The organism is Acinetobacter sp. 742879 (assembly GCF_000588535.1).
Lineage (GTDB): Bacteria > Pseudomonadota > Gammaproteobacteria > Pseudomonadales > Moraxellaceae > Acinetobacter > Acinetobacter pittii.
Genome location: NZ_JFYC01000004.1, coordinates 234450 through 253443 on the forward strand (window position 1 = coordinate 234450; position 18994 = coordinate 253443).

An 18994-nucleotide genomic window follows, 5' to 3' on the forward strand; every position below is an offset into this window, starting at 1 on the left:
AATTCGATGCAGTATACCGTGATCATGCAGGCGGCTAAAGAGTAAACTTAAAGAGAAAAACAATATGCATAAAAAACGCCAGCTTTTCAGCCAGCGTTTGATCATAAGCAAATAAATTTAATTACTTTTTATGACGTGGTTTATAGAAGAAGAAATAACCAATGATCAAGATAACAAACCAAATTGGGCTGACTTTAAGCGCTTTGAACGTATCTGGTTCTAAAGACAGCACATAAATCATGCCAATAAAGAAAATAATCGTGATCCAACATGTAAATAGACCACCCGGTAATTTAAATGTTGATTTTGCATGTAGCTCAGGACGCGTAGTGTAGTAACGGATATAACTCCAGATAATGAGTAACCACACGCAAATGAACAGAATCGTTGAAAGCGTCGTTGCAAGTGTAAATGCCTCAACTGTATTTGGAACAAAATACTGTAATGCCGCACCTAACAATAAACATGCCGCAGAGAAATACAATGCATTTGCCGGTACCGCACGTCTGTTCAATTTACCAAAAGCTTTTGGACCCTGATCTTCACGAGATAAACCAAATAACATACGGCTTGTTGAGAAGACACCACTGTTCATTGATGACATCACTGATGACAATACCACCAAGTTCATCAAGATTGCTGCTGCTGCCACACCAGCTTGGCTGAACAAGTTTACAAATGGACTAATCGCCGGATCAATTTTATTCCAAGGTGTTACAGACATCACAATTAATAATGCCAATACGTAGAAAATAATGATACGGATTGGAATTGAGTTAATTGCTTTTGGTAGGTTACGTGCTGGATCTTTGGTTTCCGCAGCCGTTGTTCCCACAAGTTCTACACCAACAAAAGCAAAGATTGCGATTTGGAAGCCTGCCAAGAAACCATGTACACCTGTTGGAAAGAAGCCACCGTTAGCCCAGAGATGAGTAAATGATGCAACTTCACCTGTACTTGAGGTAAAGCCTGTAAAGATCATCCATAGGCCAACAGCAATTAATATAATAATCGCAAGAATCTTAATGAGCGCAAACCAGAACTCTAACTCACCAAACAAGCGAACTGTTAACAGGTTTAAACCCATAATAAATACAATCGCGGCAACACTGATCATCGCCCCTTCAACAGGCGAGAAAGGTAGACCATTATTGAAGAACTGTAAGTAATAGATAATTGCAGAAAGGTCAGCGATACCAATCGTGATCCAACATAACCAGTATGTCCACCCTACAAAATAACCTGCCCATGGACCGATTAAATCTGTTGTGAAGTCAATAAATGATTTATAGGCAAGGTTTGAAAGAAGTAATTCGCCAAGCGCACGCATGACAAAAAACACCATCACACCAATAATCAAATAAATGAATAAGATCGACGGACCAGCAAGGCTAATTGTTTTGCCTGATCCCATAAATAATCCGGTACCAATTGCACCACCAATCGCGATTAGTTGTAAATGCCGATTGGAGAGGCTTCGATGGAGCTCACCTTGTTCATGAGGCTCGCTCAGATTTTGATTCGACATTTTATAAATACACTCCAGTAATTTTTTTAGTCCGTTAGCTAAATTCAAATCAAAAAGACGATATCGCACCATTTGCAGGTATCTTTTAAATGTATATTTTTTGACAACTTTTCAGCTAACCAATTTTGTCTGTATTGCTGATGATTCCAAGCTACATACAATTAAATCCGATAATACGCACAAGCCCCTAGCAATACAACGCACTTTTTTGGAACATCCAGTTTCTCATTTAATGATCAATCTCATATGAAAAAAGGTGGTCAATATGACCACCTTTTTAGCTATTTGATTTTTAAACTCTAGCTTCCTGTTTTCTTAACTTGCGCATTCAATTCTTGGTTTTTCTTCAAGCGCTCTTCCCAGAATGTCGCATTTTTAATTCCTAATTTAATAGGGTCAAATGTGTACTCTTTTACTCCAGCTTTTTGTTGTTCTTCGTAATCTTTTAATGCCTTAATCGTTGGTTTATAAATAAAGTATGTTACGACAATACCAATAATATTAATCCATGCCATTAAGCCAACACCAATATCACCAATACCCCAGATATAGCCTGTGGCACTCAGTAAACCATAACCTACAGCGAGAATGATTGAACATTTCACAATGAACAATAATGACGGTGATTTTGTAATGTAGCTCAAATAAGCAAGATTTGTTTCTGCAATATAGTAATAAGCTACGATAGTGGTGAAAGCAAAGAAGAATACGGCTAAAGCAACAAAGATCTGACCAAAATTACCAAAAATAGTGCTCACCGCCATTTGTGTAAATGCAGGAGAACCAATTTCAGTCGAGGCAGGAACATTTTGAACAATGAATTGACCTGCTTCTAAAGCCCCCTGAACATTATATTGGCTTGTCATTAAAATCATAAATGCAGTAGCAGAACAAACAATTATACTATCAAAGTGAATTGAAAAAGATTGGACCAAACCTTGTTGAGCTGGATGTTGAACTTCTGCTGCCGCTGCTGCGTGTGGTCCTGTTCCTTGGCCTGCCTCATTGGCATAAACACCACGTTTTCCCCCCCAACCGATTGCAGCACCAAGACCTGCCATTGGCGTAAATGCATCTGTAAAAATCAGGCTTAATACTTTTGGAAGATCTGAGATGTTAACCACAACAATGATAACAGCCATGAGGAAATAACCAATTGCCATAAAAGGTACAACCAGTTCAGCAAACTGAGCAATTCGTTTAATCCCACCGAAGATGAGGATAGCCAGCAAACCAATCACGACGACCAAAGCAACGAGTTTATAGACACCAACATCACCAAAAACAATTGCGCCTTCACCTGTAATCTGTGTAAATGCCTTACCTACTGCATTTGCTTGAATACCTGGTAAAAACAAACCACAAGCGACAATTGCTGCAATAGCAAATACAATTCCTAACCAACGCTGACCTAGTCCTCTATCAAAATAAAATGCTGGGCCACCGCGATATTGTCCTTGATACTCAACTTTATAAAGCTGACCAAGTGTCGATTCTACATAAGCTGTACCGGCACCAAAGAATGCAACCATCCACATCCAAAAAACTGCACCGGGTCCACCAAAGCCAATTGCTGCTGCAACACCCGCAATGTTACCTACACCAATACGACCTGCTAAAGATACTGATAATGCCTGAAAAGATGAAACGCCCTGCTCTGAAGAAGTACCTTTTATTAAAAGTCTAGCCATTTCCTTAATTTGGCGGACCTGAACAAATCTTGTCAAAATAGAAAAGAATAAACCAACGCCTAAACATAAATAGATAAGCGCCTTACTCCATATAATACTATTTACCCAATCAACAATTTCTGCTGCACTCATAGATATCAACCTTTTGTATTTCTAAAAATACAATACTCATATTATTTTGTTCGTTTTCACTTCAGCAATATCCATGCCATATCTATAATAAACAGCTAGATACATGCTCCAGTAAAAACACCTTCCTTGGGGAATAGATTAGATTTTTTATATCCATTGAAAACAAACTTTATCTGACTTGTAAAAATCCAATATCGTGTTATTTTTGATGTCTTTCCCTTATTAGTTCCTTAGAAGATCCCTTCAAATTTCCTCATTATCTTTTATGAAAATTTTAGGAAACAAGAATGAAGTACTTCCTAAGAACTATATTTATATAATATCGAGCAAAATTTCAATTTTTTATGAGTAAAGTCAAAACTGTTTACCGTTGCGAGCAATGTGGTGCCGATCATCTTAAATGGGCTGGTCAATGCTCAGAGTGTGGTGAATGGAATTCTCTGACTGAAGTTAAACTTGAGCCAACCACTGCTCACCGCGCACGTCCTAAAATTGGGGGCTATGCGGGTCAAGTTGCTAACATTACAACGTTAAATAAAGTTTCCGTTTCTCATGAAACCCGCTTACCTACAGGCATTAGCGAATTTGACCGAGTGCTTGGCGGCGGTTTGGTGACAGGTTCTGTGGTGCTGATTGGTGGTGACCCCGGTATTGGTAAATCAACCATTCTTTTGCAAACTGCGACCCATATGGCAAGCGCAAAAAGCTCTGCACTTTATATTACGGGTGAGGAATCTTTATCTCAGGTGGCGCTTCGTGCGCAACGTCTTGACCTGCCAACCGACCAATTAAAAGTCATGGCTGAAACCTGTGTAGAACGCATTTGTGAAGTTTTAGAACAAGAAAAACCTGTAGTCGCTATTCTAGATTCGATTCAAACACTTTATACAGAAACCCTCCAATCTGCTCCGGGCGGTGTTTCACAAATTCGTGAATCTGCTGCTTTATTAACCCGTTATGCAAAAAATAGTGGCACGGCGCTATTCATTGTTGGTCACGTGACCAAAGAAGGTGCACTGGCAGGTCCGCGTGTTTTAGAGCATATGGTGGACTGCGTACTTTACTTTGAAGGTCAATCAGACTCACGTTATCGAATGATTCGTGCTGTTAAAAACCGTTTTGGCGCCGTCAATGAACTTGGCGTATTTGGCATGACTGATAAAGGCTTACGTGAAGTTGCTAACCCTTCTGCCATTTTCTTAAGTCGTTATGATGAAGCGATTCCCGGCTCAATTGTTATGATTAGCCGTGAAGGAACTCGCCCTCTTTTGGTCGAAGTGCAAGCTTTAGTTGATGATGCTCAAGGACAACCACGACGTGTTGCACTTGGTCTTGAACAAAACCGTTTAAATATGCTGCTTGCTGTCATGCATCGCCATGGTGGCGTGCAAACTACTGGACAAGATGTATACGTCAACATTGTAGGTGGCTTAAAAATTACCGAAACAGGTTCTGATTTGGCTGTTTTACTTGCATGTGCTTCAAGTTTACGTACTAAAGCATTGCCCCAACAGCTTGCAGTTTTTGGTGAAGTTGGTCTTTCTGGTGAAATTCGCCCTGTTCCTAATGGTCAGGAACGCTTAAAAGAAGCAGCAAAACATGGCTTTAAATATGTCATTTTACCAAGAGGAAACGCCCCTCAAAAGGCAATTCCAGGCGTACAAGTTATTGCTGTTGCGCGCTTACATGAAGCATTGACAGAAGCTATGCAACTCAGTGATGAATTGACATAAAAAAACATACTTTTATAGTTGAAATTTAGAGTAAAAGCCTGCATAAATACTATTACAAATTAACTTTAAACAGGAATTTCCTATGGAAGTACACCAGCGTGGCTTGATTACCGGTATTTTAATGGCTGCTTTAGCAATTTCTCCTCTTGCTGAAGCTAAACGTGCAGGTGGTGGTAAAAGCCACGGTATGGCACGTTCGACTACTTCAAGCCAGTCTTATCAACAACCTCGTCAAGTGACTCCAGTTCAACAAACCACTACAGCGCCTCAGAAATCTGGTCCAGGCGTTGGTTCAATGGTTGCAGCTGGTGTGGCTGGTGCTGCCGTAGGTGCTGTTGCAGCAAATGCTTTAGCTGATGACAAACCGACATCAACTGAACAGCAAGCCACTCAGGCGCAAGCTCAAGAAGAGAAAAAAGGTGGTATCCCAGGTTGGATTTGGGTATTGCTTGCCGCAGCTCTTGCTTTCTTTTTATTCCGTAAGTTGGGATCAAAAAAAAAATTAGCGGGTAACAACCCTTACGCACCAAATAGTAACGGTCAAAACCCATTTGGCCGTTCTGCTGCACCACAAGCAGCTCCACGTAATGCTGGCGATAATACAAATATCTTTGGTCAATCTGTGGGTGGCGGTGCAGCAACGCAAGCGCCTTTTGGTGGTGTAACTACGAGCAATGGCAATCAACTTCCAGATGGAAGTGAACCAGCTGCGTTCTTACGTATTGCACGTCAACGTTTTAATCATATCCAATCGATGAATACTGCAAGTAACATTGAAGAAATTCGCCGTTACTTAACACCAGAACTTTATAGTTCTATGTATAACGATATCATGGAAAACCAAGATCAAGACGTTGCTGAATTTAGCAACTTGAATGCGATGGTTGTAGACAGTGCAACTGAAAATGGTCAATACGTAGTAAGCGTACGTTTCACTGGTACAGTAAGTGAAGATCTAAACAGCTTGCCACAACCGTTTACCGAAATCTGGCACTTTGTTAAACCTGCTGGCTCTCAGCAAGACTGGGTTGTTGCAGGTATTCAACAAGCTTAAGCTAAATAAATCCTAAATAAAAAAGCCACAATATTGTGGCTTTTTTATTTGTCAGCTTAAGCAATTTCTGCTGGAAAGGTCACCACTTTTTCAATTTTGACCTGATCCATTGCAACCATGAGTAAACGGTCTACACCTAAAGCAATTCCTGAGCATTCCGGCATATGAGGCAATGCTGCTAACAAATGCTCATCTAAAGGCATAACATGAAGCCCTTGCTTAGCCCGCTCTGCATTATCGGCTTCAAAGCGTGAACGTAACACGTCTGCATCAAGCAATTCATCGTAGGCATTGGCTAGCTCTAAGCCTTCAATATAAACCTCGAAACGCGCCGCAACTTCTTCCCCGTCGTCATCTACTTTCACTTTTGCCAAAGATGCCATTTCTGGTGGAAAGTCAGTTAAAAAAACTGGAGCATCAAATCCTAAACTAGGTTCAACAAAATGAGAAAACAACAAATCCATGTAAGCTAGACGATCATCGCCCAAGTCGAGGTTTAACCCCACACGATTTGCGGTATCTTTGAGTTGCTTCAAAGTTGCTTGCAACGGGTTGATATCAAGTCGATCTTGAAAGGCATGTTTATAACTTAAAATAAACGGACGAACTTCACCAAAACGATGCTGCAAACAGGTTTGCAATAAATCGGCTGTTTCATGCATTAACGCTTTTAAGTCTAGACCGGGGCGATACCATTCAAGCATGGTAAATTCACTGTTGTGTTTACGCCCGTGTTCATCATCACGGAACACCTTACAGATTTGATAAATCGGCCCACTACCGCTCGCCAATAAACGCTTCATGGCAAACTCTGGTGAAGTCTGTAAATATTGAGTTTGCAATTTGCCGTTAATATGACGCAAAGCCTGAACTGAAGCTAAATGCACATCGGTGACACCTGCCTGTGAAACGATCGGTGTTTCGACTTCCATGACACCACGTTCAGCAAAAAACTGACGAATTTGGGTATAGAGCTTGGCACGAGCTTTTAAGGCATCAATTGAACAAGTAGGTTGATAGCTTAAACTCATGCCTGTGGTCCCCCATGTGCTGCCCATTCACGGCGCAGCGGATAATTTTTACGTAATAAATCAAATGCTTTTTGCTCTACTTTGCCGTCTTTAATACAAGCACGGATGTTGGCATCATCTTGAGCAATATCATAAATTTGAGATAGTTTTTGCTTTAACACTGCTTTTAAATCATGTCCTGAAAAATAGTCTTCGCATGCAGGTAGCTGAGTTTCAAAACGCTTATTCATGTCGTATCCAAATTCTTGGCAAAACGTTTCATAAATCATTTGTGTACCGCGGGCTTTTCCTTCAAGGCTATAACCAGCAATATGCGGTGTTGCTAAAGCCAACATGTCTATAAGTTCTTCTGATATGACTGGTTCATGCTCAAATACATCAAGCACCACTTTACGCTGGGTACGATGAATATCCTCCATTAAAGCGGCTTCTTTCACGACTGGACCACGTGCACTATTAATTAAAATCGTGTCAGGTTGAAGTGCTGCAAAAGCTTTTTCATCAAACAAATGATATGTCGGATGTTCACCGTTTTTGGTCAGCGGCACATGAATTGAAATGGCATTGGCTTGTTGCAACAGAGTTTCTAAGCTTACATTTTCAATTGTGTCTAGTTTCACATATGGGTCGAAGCCAATTACGTTCCAGCCAAACAACTGAGCCATATAAGCCAAGCGCTTACCGACATTGCCAAGGCCAACAATGCCTAGGGTAAATTTTTCTTGTTGTTCTAAAAGGTTCGCATCTAAATGAAGTAAAGCTGTAATGACATATTCAGCCACCGCTTGTGCATTACAACCAGCCGCATTTGCCCACGTAATTCCTTGTTTTTCTAACGCTGCAATATCTAAATGATCGGTCCCGATTGTGGCACTGCCCACATATTTTAATGCAGTGTTTTCAATTAAACTTGCGTTAACCACAGTAACCGAGCGGACCAGTAAAGCTTGAGCATCTTTTACATCTGCATGGGTTAAAGTACGCCCTGCTTTGTGTTGAATATCGCCAAATTCTGAAAAAAAGTAATCGGTAAATGCCAAATTTTCATCTGCGACGATTTTCATTGTCTGCAACCCATAGCTTATAAAAACGTTATTATCCTTTGAGTTGTAGCAAAGCACAATGTTAATGCCTTTAAATTCACGATTCTAAACTTTGACGGTTTGCAAATTACAAGCCACCACCAAAGTAGAAATAGGCCATCACGGCCAGTGTGATCCAGACTAGAATAATCAACACAGCAACCAAATAATTTTGAGGTCGACGCTCCTGTTGATCTAGCCATTCTTCAGCTTGTTGTTCCGCATCTAAAATGACTTGTTGAGGTGTAAAACGAACAGCTAACCAAATGAGCATTGGTAAAATGATGGCATCGTCTACAAAGCCTAAAATAGGAATAAAATCTGGAATTAAGTCGATGGGACTAAATGCATAAGCCACCGCCACGACCGCAATCACTTTGGGTAACCACGGCATTTGAGGATGCCTTGATGCAAACCAAAGCATAATAATTTGTTTTTTTAGACGTTTTGCCCATTCTTTTATTGATTGTACCCAAGACATTTGGACAGACTCTGAACCTTTAGAGTTTTATAATAATCTATAAAATCTATCCTTAGCTTAAAAGCAACAGAAATGTCAGATGAGCTTCGTTTTAAGCCCATCATCTTGAACAATATATTTTAAATTTCCGTATATAAAACAAATCTATCTCCTCGGCAAAAACTCGCCAAAGTCAGGCCAGATTGTTTGGCTAATTGAATAGCCATGCTGGTCGGTGCTGAAATTGACGCCAGTAGACTTATATTCAGTTGAGCACATTTTCGTATTAGTTCATAACTTGCCCGACTGGTCATCACCACAAAACCTAAACTGGTGTCATAGTTTTCTTGCGCTAAATAGCCGAGTAATTTGTCTAGGGCATTATGTCGCCCTACATCTTCAAATAAAGCGACGATGTGACCATCAACCACCCACGCTGCGGCATGTGCGCCACCCGTTAAAGCGGTAATTTCTTGCTGGGCTTTTAAATGGGAAATGGCACTCGGAATTTGCTCAAGCCAAATTTTTGATGCATGTGTTGTAATTTTGGGAGCATCTAACTGAAACTGCTCTAAGCTTTCAATTCCACATAAACCACAGCCTGTACGGCCTACCATCATGCGGCGGTGTTCTTTTAAGGCAGCAAATGCTCTCGATGAAATGGTCATTTCTACCGTAATGCCCAGTTCATTTTGATGTACATCAAGTGCATATAGCTCTTTTAAGCTAGTTAAAATTCCTTCCGAGAGACTAAAACCTTTAGCAAATAATTCGACATCGGTCGGTGTCGCCATCATTACCGCATGCGAAATGCCGTTATACACCAAGGCAATTGGGTACTCTTGCACAATATGATCTAGAACATTTTCAGAGTCGGTTTTGTTAAACCGTTGAACTGGTAATGTTTCAACCCCATAAGAATGTGGTGTCAAAATTATTTCCTTTATTTCAAAATGGCGCTTGTTTAGAGCGCCATTTGTTTGGATGACATTTTTTAATATTGCCTTTGATTAAAGATTGCTTACTTTCTTATCAGCGTCTTCAGGCGCAACTGCCGTTGCCAAGTTAAAATGCTCCGGCACATTTCCGGGATGCAAAATCACAGGAACACTTTTTGAAGCAGGAATCTTGGCATATTTGTCATGACTGCTTAATGCCACCAAAGGATTGGTTTCCGGATAGTAAGCGGCTAAGCTGCCGCGTGGAATGTTGTACGGCACAATACGGAAACTATGCACGATACGCTTCACACCATCCGAGAAAACACTTTCAATATCGACCCATTGGTTTGCTTCAAAACCCGCTTCATCAATATCAGCTTGGTTCATAAACAACACACGGCGCTGACCGAACACCCCACGGTAACGATCATCTAGACCATATAGAGTAGTGTTGTATTGGTCATGAGAACGCGTGGTCATTAAGGTATAAACCTTACTTTCGGTATATGCGGCAGCGTACTGATTTTCTTTATCGGCATAGACTTCACTCAGCGGTGTAATCATAAACTGCGCTTTACCACTTTTTGTATTCCAGATGTGCTGATTGGCTGGATGTTCGAGGTGGAAGCCACCCGGTTTATAGACACGTAAATTAAAGTCATGGAACTCATCAAACACATCGGCAATTGAGTCACGAATACGGTCATAGCTTTCGATATACCATTTCCATTTAATCTGACTGTCTGGAAGCACTGCTTCGGCCATTCGGGCGACAATATCTGGTTCAGACAAAATATTGTCAGAAATTGGAGCGTTACGTCCTGCTGACAAATGAATATTACTCATCGAATCTTCGACTGAAATTGCCTGTGGGCCATGAAGCTGCTCATCAATTTCGGTACGCCCTAAACATGGCAAAATAAGAGCATCTTTACCACACACCAAATGGCTACGGTTTAACTTGGTTGCAACATGAACAGTTAAATTACACTTTCTAAGTGCTTCTTGGGTATACGGCGTATCTGGCGTTGCAACTGCAAAGTTCCCACCTAAACCAATAAAGACTTTGACCTCGCCTTCAGCCATGGCTTTAATGGTTTCAACGACACCATGTCCATTTTTTCTCGGTGATTTAATTCCAAATACGCGGTCAATGTTATCGAGTAATTTAGGGCTAGGCAGTTCATTAATACCCATGGTTCGGTCGCCTTGCACGTTACTGTGCCCACGAACCGGACAAAGCCCTGCACCAGGCCTACCAATTTGACCACGCGCCAACAATAAATTTGCCAGCATATGTACGTTAGCTGTGCCGTGGCGGTGTTGCGTGATACCCATTCCCCAACAAAAAATTGAACGCTCTGAATCTAAAAAGAGTTTGGCAAGTTTTTCTAAATGTTCAGGCGATAACCCTGAGTATTTATAAATATCTGCCCATTCAGTTCTTTCAATCTCAGCAATCATCTCATCAAAACCAACGGTATTCACCGCGATAAAGTTTCGGTCAAAAACACTCGGTTTACCTGAGGCAAATGCTTTTTTATCCCACTCATTTAAGTGCTTTAACATCCCTAACATGAGTGCATAGTCGCCCCCAATTTTAGGTTGGAAATAATAACGACTAATTGGCGTACTGCCGTTGGTCATCATTTCAAGCGGTGCTTGCGGGTCTTGGAAACGCTCAAGACCTCGCTCTTTAATTGGGTTAATCGCAATAATGTTGCCGCCACGTTTAGATACTTCACGCAAAGTACCTAACATACGTGGATGGTTGGTTCCGGGGTTATGACCAAAACTAAAAATAGCATCGGCTACGTCAAAGTCTTCTAGGGTGACTGTGCCTTTTCCTAAACCAATCGAGTCAAGTAAGCCAACACTTGTGGTTTCATGACACATGTTCGAGCAGTCTGGAAAGTTATTGGTACCAAAGCTTCTCACAAACAATTGATATAAAAATGCTGCTTCGTTACTGGCCCGGCCAGAGGTATAAAATGCCGCTTGGTCTGGGTTGTCTAGCGCATGTAAATGTTGAGCAATGAGTTTAAATGCATCGTCCCATGAAATAGGCACATATTTATCGGTTGCAGCATCATAGCGAACTGGGTCTGTTAAGCGGCCTAAGTCTTCGAGGAAAAAGTCACTTTGTTCTGATAACCAACTGACGGTATGCCCTGCGAAATATTCAGGAGTCACTGTTTTACTGGTTGCTTCAAAGGCAACTGCTTTTGCACCATTTTCACAGAAGTTAAAGGCATGAGCATCTTTCTTTTCTGGCCATGCACAGCCGGGACAGTCAAAACCTGTAGGTTGGTTAATGTTGAGTAAGGTAATTGAACCTTTACCTAAAATATCTTGTCGCTTTAAGTTTCGAGCAACACTTAGCAGTGCGCCCCACCCGCCAGCAGGATGAGTATATGGCTCAATTCGCGCAAAACCGTTATTTTCCTGTATGTGCTTTTGTTCTTCTGAATTATCCACTTTTTCATCCTCTTAATTCTTCTTAGGCATTCAACAGATCTAATAGAACCACAATTTAATTATGCTTATATCAAGAATCGCTGCTGTCTAGCTTGGGGGTAGAGTCCGCTTGGTATGTTATTCACCATATTTTAAAAAGCTGGCTCAACTGTTCTTATAATATGTGCCATATTTTTTACAATTACAATAATTCAAGCCAACCACGCTATTTATAGAAAAATATATAAAACAATGAGTTAAAAAGATAGAAACTCCGCCTTTTACAGATCAAAACATTATTAGTTTTCATTCTTAACAGAAGAGAAACTCTTTAAAATTGATGCTTACATGTCTTTATGTATGGTTTTTTGGGACTAAGCAGTATAAAACAATTAAAAATCTATCCACATTAGAGCACTTATGAAGGTTGTGATCGCCCCTGATTCATTTAAAGACAGCTTATCTGCTTTAAACGTAGCTCAGGCCATTGCCAAAGGATGGCAAGAAGTTTTTCCTCATGCAGAAACGATTTTATGCCCTATGGCCGATGGCGGCGAAGGAACCATTGAAGCTGTTTTAGAAGTCTGCGAGGGGCAATGGCGTGAAAAAACTGTGGTTGGGCCATTAAGTCAGCCTGTTCAGGCAAAATGGGGCTGGTTAGAAAAACAAAAAATCGCCATCATTGAAATGGCTCAAGCGAGCGGCATACAGTTAATCCCACCGTCAGAACGTGATGCCTGCCACAGCACAACGTTTGGAACAGGCCAACTCATTCTTGATGCTTTAGACGCAGGTGCAAAAGACATTATTTTAACTGTGGGCGGTAGTGCGACCAACGATGGCGGCACAGGATTACTGAGTGCTTTGGGTGCTGTTTTGCTCGATGCCAACCAAAAGGCTTTACCCGCAGGTGGTCTCGCTTTAAGCAACCTATCAAAAATTGATTTAACACACTTTGACACACGTATTCAGCACACGCGGTTTTTACTAGCTGCCGATGTGACCAATCCACTTTGCGGTCCAAACGGCGCATCACATATTTTTGGCCCACAAAAAGGGGCTTCTCCTGCTCAAGTACAACTGCTTGATGCAGCGCTTGCTCATTTTGCCGATGTCTCTGCGCAAATTTTAGGTTTCGACAAACGAAATGAAGCAGGTTCTGGTGCTGCTGGTGGTTTGGGCTTTGCAGCCAAAAGTTATTTAAATGCCGACTTTAAAGCTGGAGTTAAAGTCGTAGGTGAACTGAATCAACTTGAACATAAAATTGCTCATACAAATTGGGTTATTACAGGGGAAGGTAAATTTGACCAGCAAACACTAAGTGGTAAAACAGTTTTTGGGGTGAGTCAAATTGCTAAAGCACATAACGTTCCGGTCATTGTGATTGCAGGAACTTTAGGCCAAGGCTACCAAGAGCTTTATGAGCACGGCGTTACGGCTGCTTTCTCATTAGCAAATGGTCCCATCACATTAGAACAAGCCTGCGAACATGCAGCAGAACTCATTTATGAAAGAACAGTCGATATTGCGAGGTTAATTCAGTTTAGCCAAACCAGCTTGAAAGATAAAAAAGTTTAATCGGTTAACTTTAAAAGACTCTCTTTACAGCTTTCCAATATTTCATCGCTAAGGATTGATTGGTCTGGGCATGCGCGAGACAAGGCAATTGCCCCTACGGATTGAGCAAGAATATTAATAGCTTGCTTTCTCAACTCTGGCGCTTCCAAAGAAACTTGTTTTGCACGTTCATTCATAATGAACTGGATAAGTTGCTCAATGCCCTCTTCAAATTCGACTTTTACTTCGTCTGGCTGTCTTGCTGCATCACAAGATAAGGCTGTTAGTGTGCAGCCCAAATCTCGGTTATCTCGATGAGTTCGAGACACATAAAGCTGAATAAATTGAGCTAAATTTAAACCTTCTATTCTTTTTAAAACCTGCTCAAGCCCATGTTTAACAGTAATTGAGACAAGGTCTGTTTTCGAACTGAAATGTTTATAAAACCCACCATGAGTAAAGCCTGCGCTAGACATTAATTCAGCAATGCCGACACCATCGTAGCCTTTGTTACGAAACAGTTGAGTCGCCTTTTCAACAATTTTTTCTCGGTTTTCTTTTACCTGAGTTTTACTGACTTTCATGTTGGCCTACCCACTTTTACTCACCTTACTCGTCATAATTATACATTGATTATGATTGACATCAAAAATTATATATTTTAGATTATGATCATCATCTAAAAAATTAAAGCGTGGAGACATCACATGTCAGCTCAATCAAAAGTACTTATTACAGGAGCTTCGTCAGGAATTGGTTCTGTCTATGCAGACCGATTTGCTCAACGTGGCCATAACTTAATCTTGGTTGCACGAGACACAAACCGCCTAGATAAAATCTCAAAAGATCTTCAAAAAAAATACGGCGTACAAGTCGAGTTCATTCAAGCCGATCTATCAAACGATCAAGACATCAGTAAAATTGAAGATGTACTCAAAAACGATGCTGATATTGAAATTTTGGTAAATAACGCTGGCATTGCACTAAACGGAACCTTTTTAACTCAAGATATTAAAGATATTGAAAAACTCATTACTTTAAATATGACTGCAGTTGTTCGTTTGTCTCATGCAATTTCGCAATCACTTATACATAAAGGTAAAGGTGCCATTATTAATTTAGGCTCTGTGCTTGGATTAGCCCCTGAATTAGGTTCTACCATTTATGGTGCAAGTAAATCTTTCATCCAATTTTTTAGCCAAGGCTTATATTTAGAATTAAAAGATCATGGCGTGCATGTTCAAGCCGTATTGCCTTCTGCTACTAAAACCGAAATTTGGGAACGTTCTGGCATCGACTTAAGCCAAGTCCCACCATTAATGGATGTCAATGATTTGGTCGATGCGGCTCTGATTGGTTTTGACCGCAAAGAAACGATTACAATTCCTGTGCTGAAAGACGAAAATCAATGGAATAATTTTGAAAAATCACGTATCACATTACTACCAAACTTTTCTTCGGCTGATGTAGCCCAACGTTATAAAAACTAACGAGTACCGCTACCCAACTCTTAAGTAGGAAAATCTTATGAATGTTATTGATGCCATCCGTAACCGCCGCGCAGTTAAACGCTTCGACCCTGCTTTTCAACTTTCTGAAGATAACAAAAAGCAGTTATTACAAGAAGTTTTAGCCAATGCGCCAAGCGCTTTTAACTTACAACATTGGCGTCCAGTCATCATTGAAGATACTGAGTTAAGACAAAAAATTCGCACCATTGCTTGGGATCAACCACAAGTTACAGAGTCATCATTACTGATTGTGTTGTGTGCAAAAGTAAATACATGGGAAGTTGATGCTAAGCGTGTATGGGATGGAGCTTCTCCGGAAGTTCAAAATATTATGGTTGGCGCAATCGACCAATATTACCGTGACCGTCCGCAAACTCAACGTGACGAAGTTATGCGTAGTGCTGGTATTTTTGCTCAAACTTTAATGTTACTTGCTCAAGAGCATGGTTTAGACAGTTGCCCAATGGATGGTTTTGACTTTGATGCCATGGCAAAGCTGATTAACTTACCTGAAGATCATGTGGTGTGTTTAATGATTGCCGTTGGTAAGTCAGCATCTCAGCCTTACCCACGTGTGGGCAAACTTCCTTACGATGATGTCATTATTCAAAATACATTCTAAGTTTTTAGTCAGATTTTAGGCCCTCATGCTATTTATGGCATGAGGGCCTAACTGTTAATGACATTCTGTTTTGTAAAATCATTTTGCCTTTTGGGCATTTAACTTATTGGTTAAACGACGAACTAAAAGAAAAAATAAAGGCACAAAGAAAATAGAAAGTAGAGTTCCTGAAATCATACCGCCCGTTACGGCGATACCAATTTCTTTACGGCTTACAGCCCCTGCCCCTGTAGATACAACCAATGGTAGAACACCTGCAACAAAAGCCAGAGATGTCATAATAATTGGCCGTAATCGCTGACCCGCACCTTCAATAATGGCGTCCATTAATGCCTGACCAGCCTCCAATTTGGCTGCTGCAAATTCAACAATCAAAATAGCATTTTTGGCAGAAAGTCCAATGGTGGTAAGCATAGCGACCTGAAAGTAAATATCGTTCACAAAACCTGCCAGACTTGCAGCAACTACAGCGCCAATAAGACCTAAAGGAATAACCAACATGACAGAAACAGGAATAGACCAGCTTTCATAAAGTGCTGCCAAACATAAAAATATAAAGATGATTGAAGCCAAATATAACCAGATCGTTTGGCCACCCGCTAACTTCTCTTGATAAGACAATCCACTCCACTGAAGATTAAAACCTTGTTGCTGGTCAACTAACTGCTGCATTTTATCCATAGCCCCGCCAGAACTTTCACCTGTTGCAGCAGAGCCTTGAAGTTGGACGGCTGAAAGACCATTAAAGCGTTGCAGCATTTGAGGCCCCATTTGCCATTTCACAGAAGAGAAACTAGAAAATGGTGTCATTTGACCAGTAGCACCGCGAACATACCATTGCCCAATATCTTGAGGTAAGGAACGATAGATTGCCTCTCCTTGCAAATAAACTCGCTTAACACGTCCCTGATCTATGAAATCGTTAATATAAGATCCGCCCCACGCCGATGAGAGCGTATTACTAATATCTGCTTGGGCTAATCCAAGAGCACTGGCTTTTCTTTGATCGATATCGACTTGTAACTGGGCTTTATCTTCTAAGCTATTTAAACGTACTGCAGCTAGGCCAGAATCAGCATTTGCTGCTTTTAACACATTATTTTGTGCTGCGAGTAAAGCATCTCGTCCTTTATTCTCAGCATCTTGCAACCAAAATTCAAAGCCACTAGATTGCCCAAGGCCTCTTACAGCAGCGGGTGAAAGTACCTGAACACGTGCGTTACGCAGTGACTTAAAATGTGCATTTGCACGAGCAATCACAGCTTCGGCTGTATTTTCACTACCTTCTCGGTCATCCCAATGTTTGAGTCCGGCAAATGCCATTCCCACATTTTGCCCACTGCCTGCGTTATTTCTACCCATCACCATGAAAATCACATTGAGATTATCCTTTTCTTTCGTCAAGAAATAATCTGCGATCTGATTACCAACCCTTTCTGTTTCAGCTAGTGTCGTGCCTACAGGCGTACTAAATTGAACCATAACCGAGCCTTGGTCTTCTTGGGGTAAAAACCCCGTATTCATACGCGTATATTGCCAACCTAACAAAGCTGTAATACCCACGAATATGATCATAAATATTTTGGGCTTGCCTAAAACAGCAACTAGCTTTGTACGGTAGCCTGATTGACCTTGCTCTACTTTACGGTTGAACCAAGTAAAAAATTTTCTCTGTTTATGCTTTTCATTTGCAGGTTTGAGTAAGGTTGCACATAGCGCAGGTGAAAGTGTTAAAGCAACAATTGCAGAAAGTACCATAGCCGATACGAGCGTTACCGAGAACTGTCGATAAATAATCCCGACAGAACCACCAAAAAATGCCATAGGTAAAAATACCGCTGCGAGTACCATGGCAATACCCACGAGCGCACCCGATATCTCCTGCATTGAAATTAGGGTGGCTTGCCGAGCATCAACATTTTGCTCATGCATAACCCGCTCAACATTTTCTACAACGACAATCGCGTCATCTACCAGTAAACCAATTGCGAGTACCATCGCAAACAAAGTCAGTGTATTAATGCTATAGCCAAGTACGCTCAACACACCAAATGTTCCTAACAATACGACCGGAACTGCAATTGCCGGAATTAAAGTCGCACGCCAGCTCTGCAAAAATAAGAACATTACAATAATGACGAGAACAATCGCTTCAGCTAAAGTTTTAATCACCCCATTTACCGAAGCTTCTACAAATGGCGTACTGTCGCGTGGGTATGCAACTTTTAAACCCGCTGGCATAGAGGCAGTTAACCGTGTGACTTCAGCTTTAACTCGTTCAGCGGTTTCTAATGCATTGGCACCAGATGCAAGCTGAATAGACATACCTGAAGCTGGCCTTCCATTCAAACGTGTAGAAGTCTGATAACTCTCTGCACCACGCTCGACTCGGGCAACATCTTTAAGTAATACAACCGCACCATTGGTTTGTGTCCGCAAAATAATATTTTCAAATTGGCTCACGGTTTGTAACCGAGATAATGCTGTTACTGTTGCATTTAGAGCCTGCCCATCACGCGTGGGTAATGCGCCCAATTCTCCCGCTGTAATTTGAGTGTTTTGTGCTTCAATTGCAGTTCTAACATCTGATGGCATTAATCCATAACTGTTTAATTTATGAGGATCAAGCCAGATGCGCATTGCATATTGAGCACCAAATACGGTGATTTCACCCACTCCATCGACCCGACTTAATGGGTCTTGCAGTGTACTCACCATATAGTCAGATATGTCGACAGAAGATCTAGTCCCACTTTCATCGTAAAGCGCAAAGACCAGTAAACTATCGCCTTGTGACTTTGTCACAGTGATCCCTTGCTGCTGAACCTCTTGAGGCAATCGACTCAGCGCCTGATTCACAGCATTTTGCACCTGCACCTGAGCAGTGTCAGGATTGGTATTCTGATCAAAACTAAGACTTATCCTTGCTTGCCCCGCCGAACTACTACTCGATGAAAAATAAAGTAGACCATCAATCCCTTTAATTTGTTGCTCCAAAATCTGGGTAACACTGTCTTCAACAGTTTTGGCAGATGCTCCCGGATAATTTGCAGTAACATTTACACCCGGTGGTGCAATGTCAGGATATTGCTCAATGGGTAACGTTAAAATCGAAATCGTCCCCAATGCCATAATACAAATAGAGAGGACCCAAGCAAAAATAGGTCGTGCAATAAAAAAACTCGACAACATACG

At 41.1% G+C, this 18994-nt stretch carries 14 protein-coding genes; 5 read left to right on the forward strand and 9 right to left on the reverse strand.

Features of this window, described 5'->3' with window-relative positions; genetic code table 11:
• Positions 1 to 121: 121 nt before the first annotated feature.
• Complete coding sequence (locus tag J690_RS11955) at positions 122 to 1528, reverse strand: amino acid permease (protein WP_014207418.1); 1407 nt, start codon at positions 1526 to 1528, stop codon at positions 122 to 124.
• A gap of 299 nt (positions 1529 to 1827) precedes the next feature.
• Positions 1828 to 3351: an alanine/glycine:cation symporter family protein gene (locus tag J690_RS11960; RefSeq protein WP_032036024.1), complete on the reverse strand. Its 1524-nt coding sequence runs from the start codon at positions 3349 to 3351 to the stop codon at positions 1828 to 1830.
• A 344-nt stretch (positions 3352 to 3695) separates the two neighbouring features.
• Here J690_RS11960 and radA point away from each other — a divergent pair, with 344 nt between their 5' ends.
• Positions 3696 to 5084: a DNA repair protein RadA gene (gene radA / locus J690_RS11965; protein WP_005073053.1), complete on the forward strand. Its 1389-nt coding sequence runs from the start codon at positions 3696 to 3698 to the stop codon at positions 5082 to 5084.
• Positions 5085 to 5166: 82 nt separating this feature from the next.
• Positions 5167 to 6138, forward strand: coding sequence for a Tim44 domain-containing protein (locus J690_RS11970; protein WP_017480534.1), 972 nt, complete (start codon positions 5167 to 5169; stop codon positions 6136 to 6138).
• 56 nt (positions 6139 to 6194) lie between these two features.
• Here J690_RS11970 and epmA read toward each other — a convergent pair whose 3' ends face one another.
• From epmA to J690_RS11995, 5 genes are all read right to left on the reverse strand, one after another.
• A complete protein-coding gene (epmA, locus tag J690_RS11975; RefSeq protein WP_032036026.1) occupies positions 6195 to 7169 on the reverse strand; it encodes an EF-P lysine aminoacylase EpmA in 975 nt (324 codons plus the stop codon).
• Positions 7166 to 8233 carry a 4-phosphoerythronate dehydrogenase gene (locus J690_RS11980; protein ID WP_032036029.1) on the reverse strand — a complete coding sequence of 356 codons (1068 nt, stop codon included), beginning with the start codon at positions 8231 to 8233 and terminating at the stop codon, positions 7166 to 7168. Before J690_RS11980 ends, epmA begins: the two co-directional genes overlap by 4 nt.
• A 106-nt stretch (positions 8234 to 8339) precedes the next feature.
• Positions 8340 to 8732 (reverse strand): YkvA family protein, encoded by a 393-nt coding sequence (locus J690_RS11985; protein ID WP_032036031.1) that lies wholly within the window; start codon positions 8730 to 8732, stop codon positions 8340 to 8342.
• 119 nt (positions 8733 to 8851) lie between these two features.
• Positions 8852 to 9643: a formate dehydrogenase accessory sulfurtransferase FdhD gene (gene fdhD / locus J690_RS11990; RefSeq protein ID WP_005073045.1), complete on the reverse strand. Its 792-nt coding sequence runs from the start codon at positions 9641 to 9643 to the stop codon at positions 8852 to 8854.
• 78 nt (positions 9644 to 9721) lie between these two features.
• On the reverse strand, positions 9722 to 12130 hold the full coding sequence (locus tag J690_RS11995) for an FdhF/YdeP family oxidoreductase (RefSeq protein ID WP_032036032.1): 2409 nt from the start codon (positions 12128 to 12130) through the stop codon (positions 9722 to 9724).
• A gap of 399 nt (positions 12131 to 12529) precedes the next feature.
• Between J690_RS11995 and J690_RS12000 the strand changes: the two genes are divergently transcribed.
• On the forward strand, positions 12530 to 13687 hold the full coding sequence (locus tag J690_RS12000) for a glycerate kinase (RefSeq protein ID WP_032036033.1): 1158 nt from the start codon (positions 12530 to 12532) through the stop codon (positions 13685 to 13687).
• Here the strand turns inward: J690_RS12000 and J690_RS12005 are convergent.
• Complete coding sequence (locus tag J690_RS12005) at positions 13684 to 14250, reverse strand: TetR/AcrR family transcriptional regulator (RefSeq protein WP_032036034.1); 567 nt, start codon at positions 14248 to 14250, stop codon at positions 13684 to 13686. The two genes, J690_RS12000 and J690_RS12005, sit on opposite strands and share 4 nt — an antisense overlap.
• Before the next feature lie 123 nt (positions 14251 to 14373).
• On the opposite strand from J690_RS12005, the gene J690_RS12010 reads away from it, so the two are divergent.
• Positions 14374 to 15156 (forward strand): SDR family NAD(P)-dependent oxidoreductase, encoded by a 783-nt coding sequence (locus J690_RS12010; RefSeq protein ID WP_032036037.1) that lies wholly within the window; start codon positions 14374 to 14376, stop codon positions 15154 to 15156.
• A gap of 37 nt (positions 15157 to 15193) precedes the next feature.
• The gene (locus J690_RS12015) at positions 15194 to 15799 is read left to right on the forward strand and encodes a nitroreductase family protein (RefSeq protein WP_005067678.1); all 606 of its coding nucleotides are present in this window, start codon (positions 15194 to 15196) and stop codon (positions 15797 to 15799) included.
• A 78-nt stretch (positions 15800 to 15877) separates the two neighbouring features.
• Here J690_RS12015 and adeE read toward each other — a convergent pair whose 3' ends face one another.
• Positions 15878 to 18991: a multidrug efflux RND transporter permease subunit AdeE gene (adeE, locus tag J690_RS12020; RefSeq protein ID WP_032036038.1), complete on the reverse strand. Its 3114-nt coding sequence runs from the start codon at positions 18989 to 18991 to the stop codon at positions 15878 to 15880.
• Between the last annotated feature and the right edge of the window lie 3 nt (positions 18992 to 18994).

Coding starts and splice junctions, on each gene's coding strand:
- epmA (WP_032036026.1), bottom strand. CDS start 7,169: ATGAGTTTAAGCTATCAACCTACTTGTTCAATTGATGCCTTAAAAGCT.
- J690_RS12010 (WP_032036037.1), top strand. CDS start 14,374: ATGTCAGCTCAATCAAAAGTACTTATTACAGGAGCTTCGTCAGGAATT.
- J690_RS12005 (WP_032036034.1), bottom strand. CDS start 14,250: ATGAAAGTCAGTAAAACTCAGGTAAAAGAAAACCGAGAAAAAATTGTT.
- J690_RS11970 (WP_017480534.1), top strand. CDS start 5,167: ATGGAAGTACACCAGCGTGGCTTGATTACCGGTATTTTAATGGCTGCT.
- J690_RS11955 (WP_014207418.1), bottom strand. CDS start 1,528: ATGTCGAATCAAAATCTGAGCGAGCCTCATGAACAAGGTGAGCTCCAT.
- J690_RS11985 (WP_032036031.1), bottom strand. CDS start 8,732: ATGTCTTGGGTACAATCAATAAAAGAATGGGCAAAACGTCTAAAAAAA.
- J690_RS11960 (WP_032036024.1), bottom strand. CDS start 3,351: ATGAGTGCAGCAGAAATTGTTGATTGGGTAAATAGTATTATATGGAGT.
- radA (WP_005073053.1), top strand. CDS start 3,696: ATGAGTAAAGTCAAAACTGTTTACCGTTGCGAGCAATGTGGTGCCGAT.
- J690_RS12015 (WP_005067678.1), top strand. CDS start 15,194: ATGAATGTTATTGATGCCATCCGTAACCGCCGCGCAGTTAAACGCTTC.
- adeE (WP_032036038.1), bottom strand. CDS start 18,991: ATGTTGTCGAGTTTTTTTATTGCACGACCTATTTTTGCTTGGGTCCTC.
- J690_RS11980 (WP_032036029.1), bottom strand. CDS start 8,233: ATGAAAATCGTCGCAGATGAAAATTTGGCATTTACCGATTACTTTTTT.
- J690_RS12000 (WP_032036033.1), top strand. CDS start 12,530: ATGAAGGTTGTGATCGCCCCTGATTCATTTAAAGACAGCTTATCTGCT.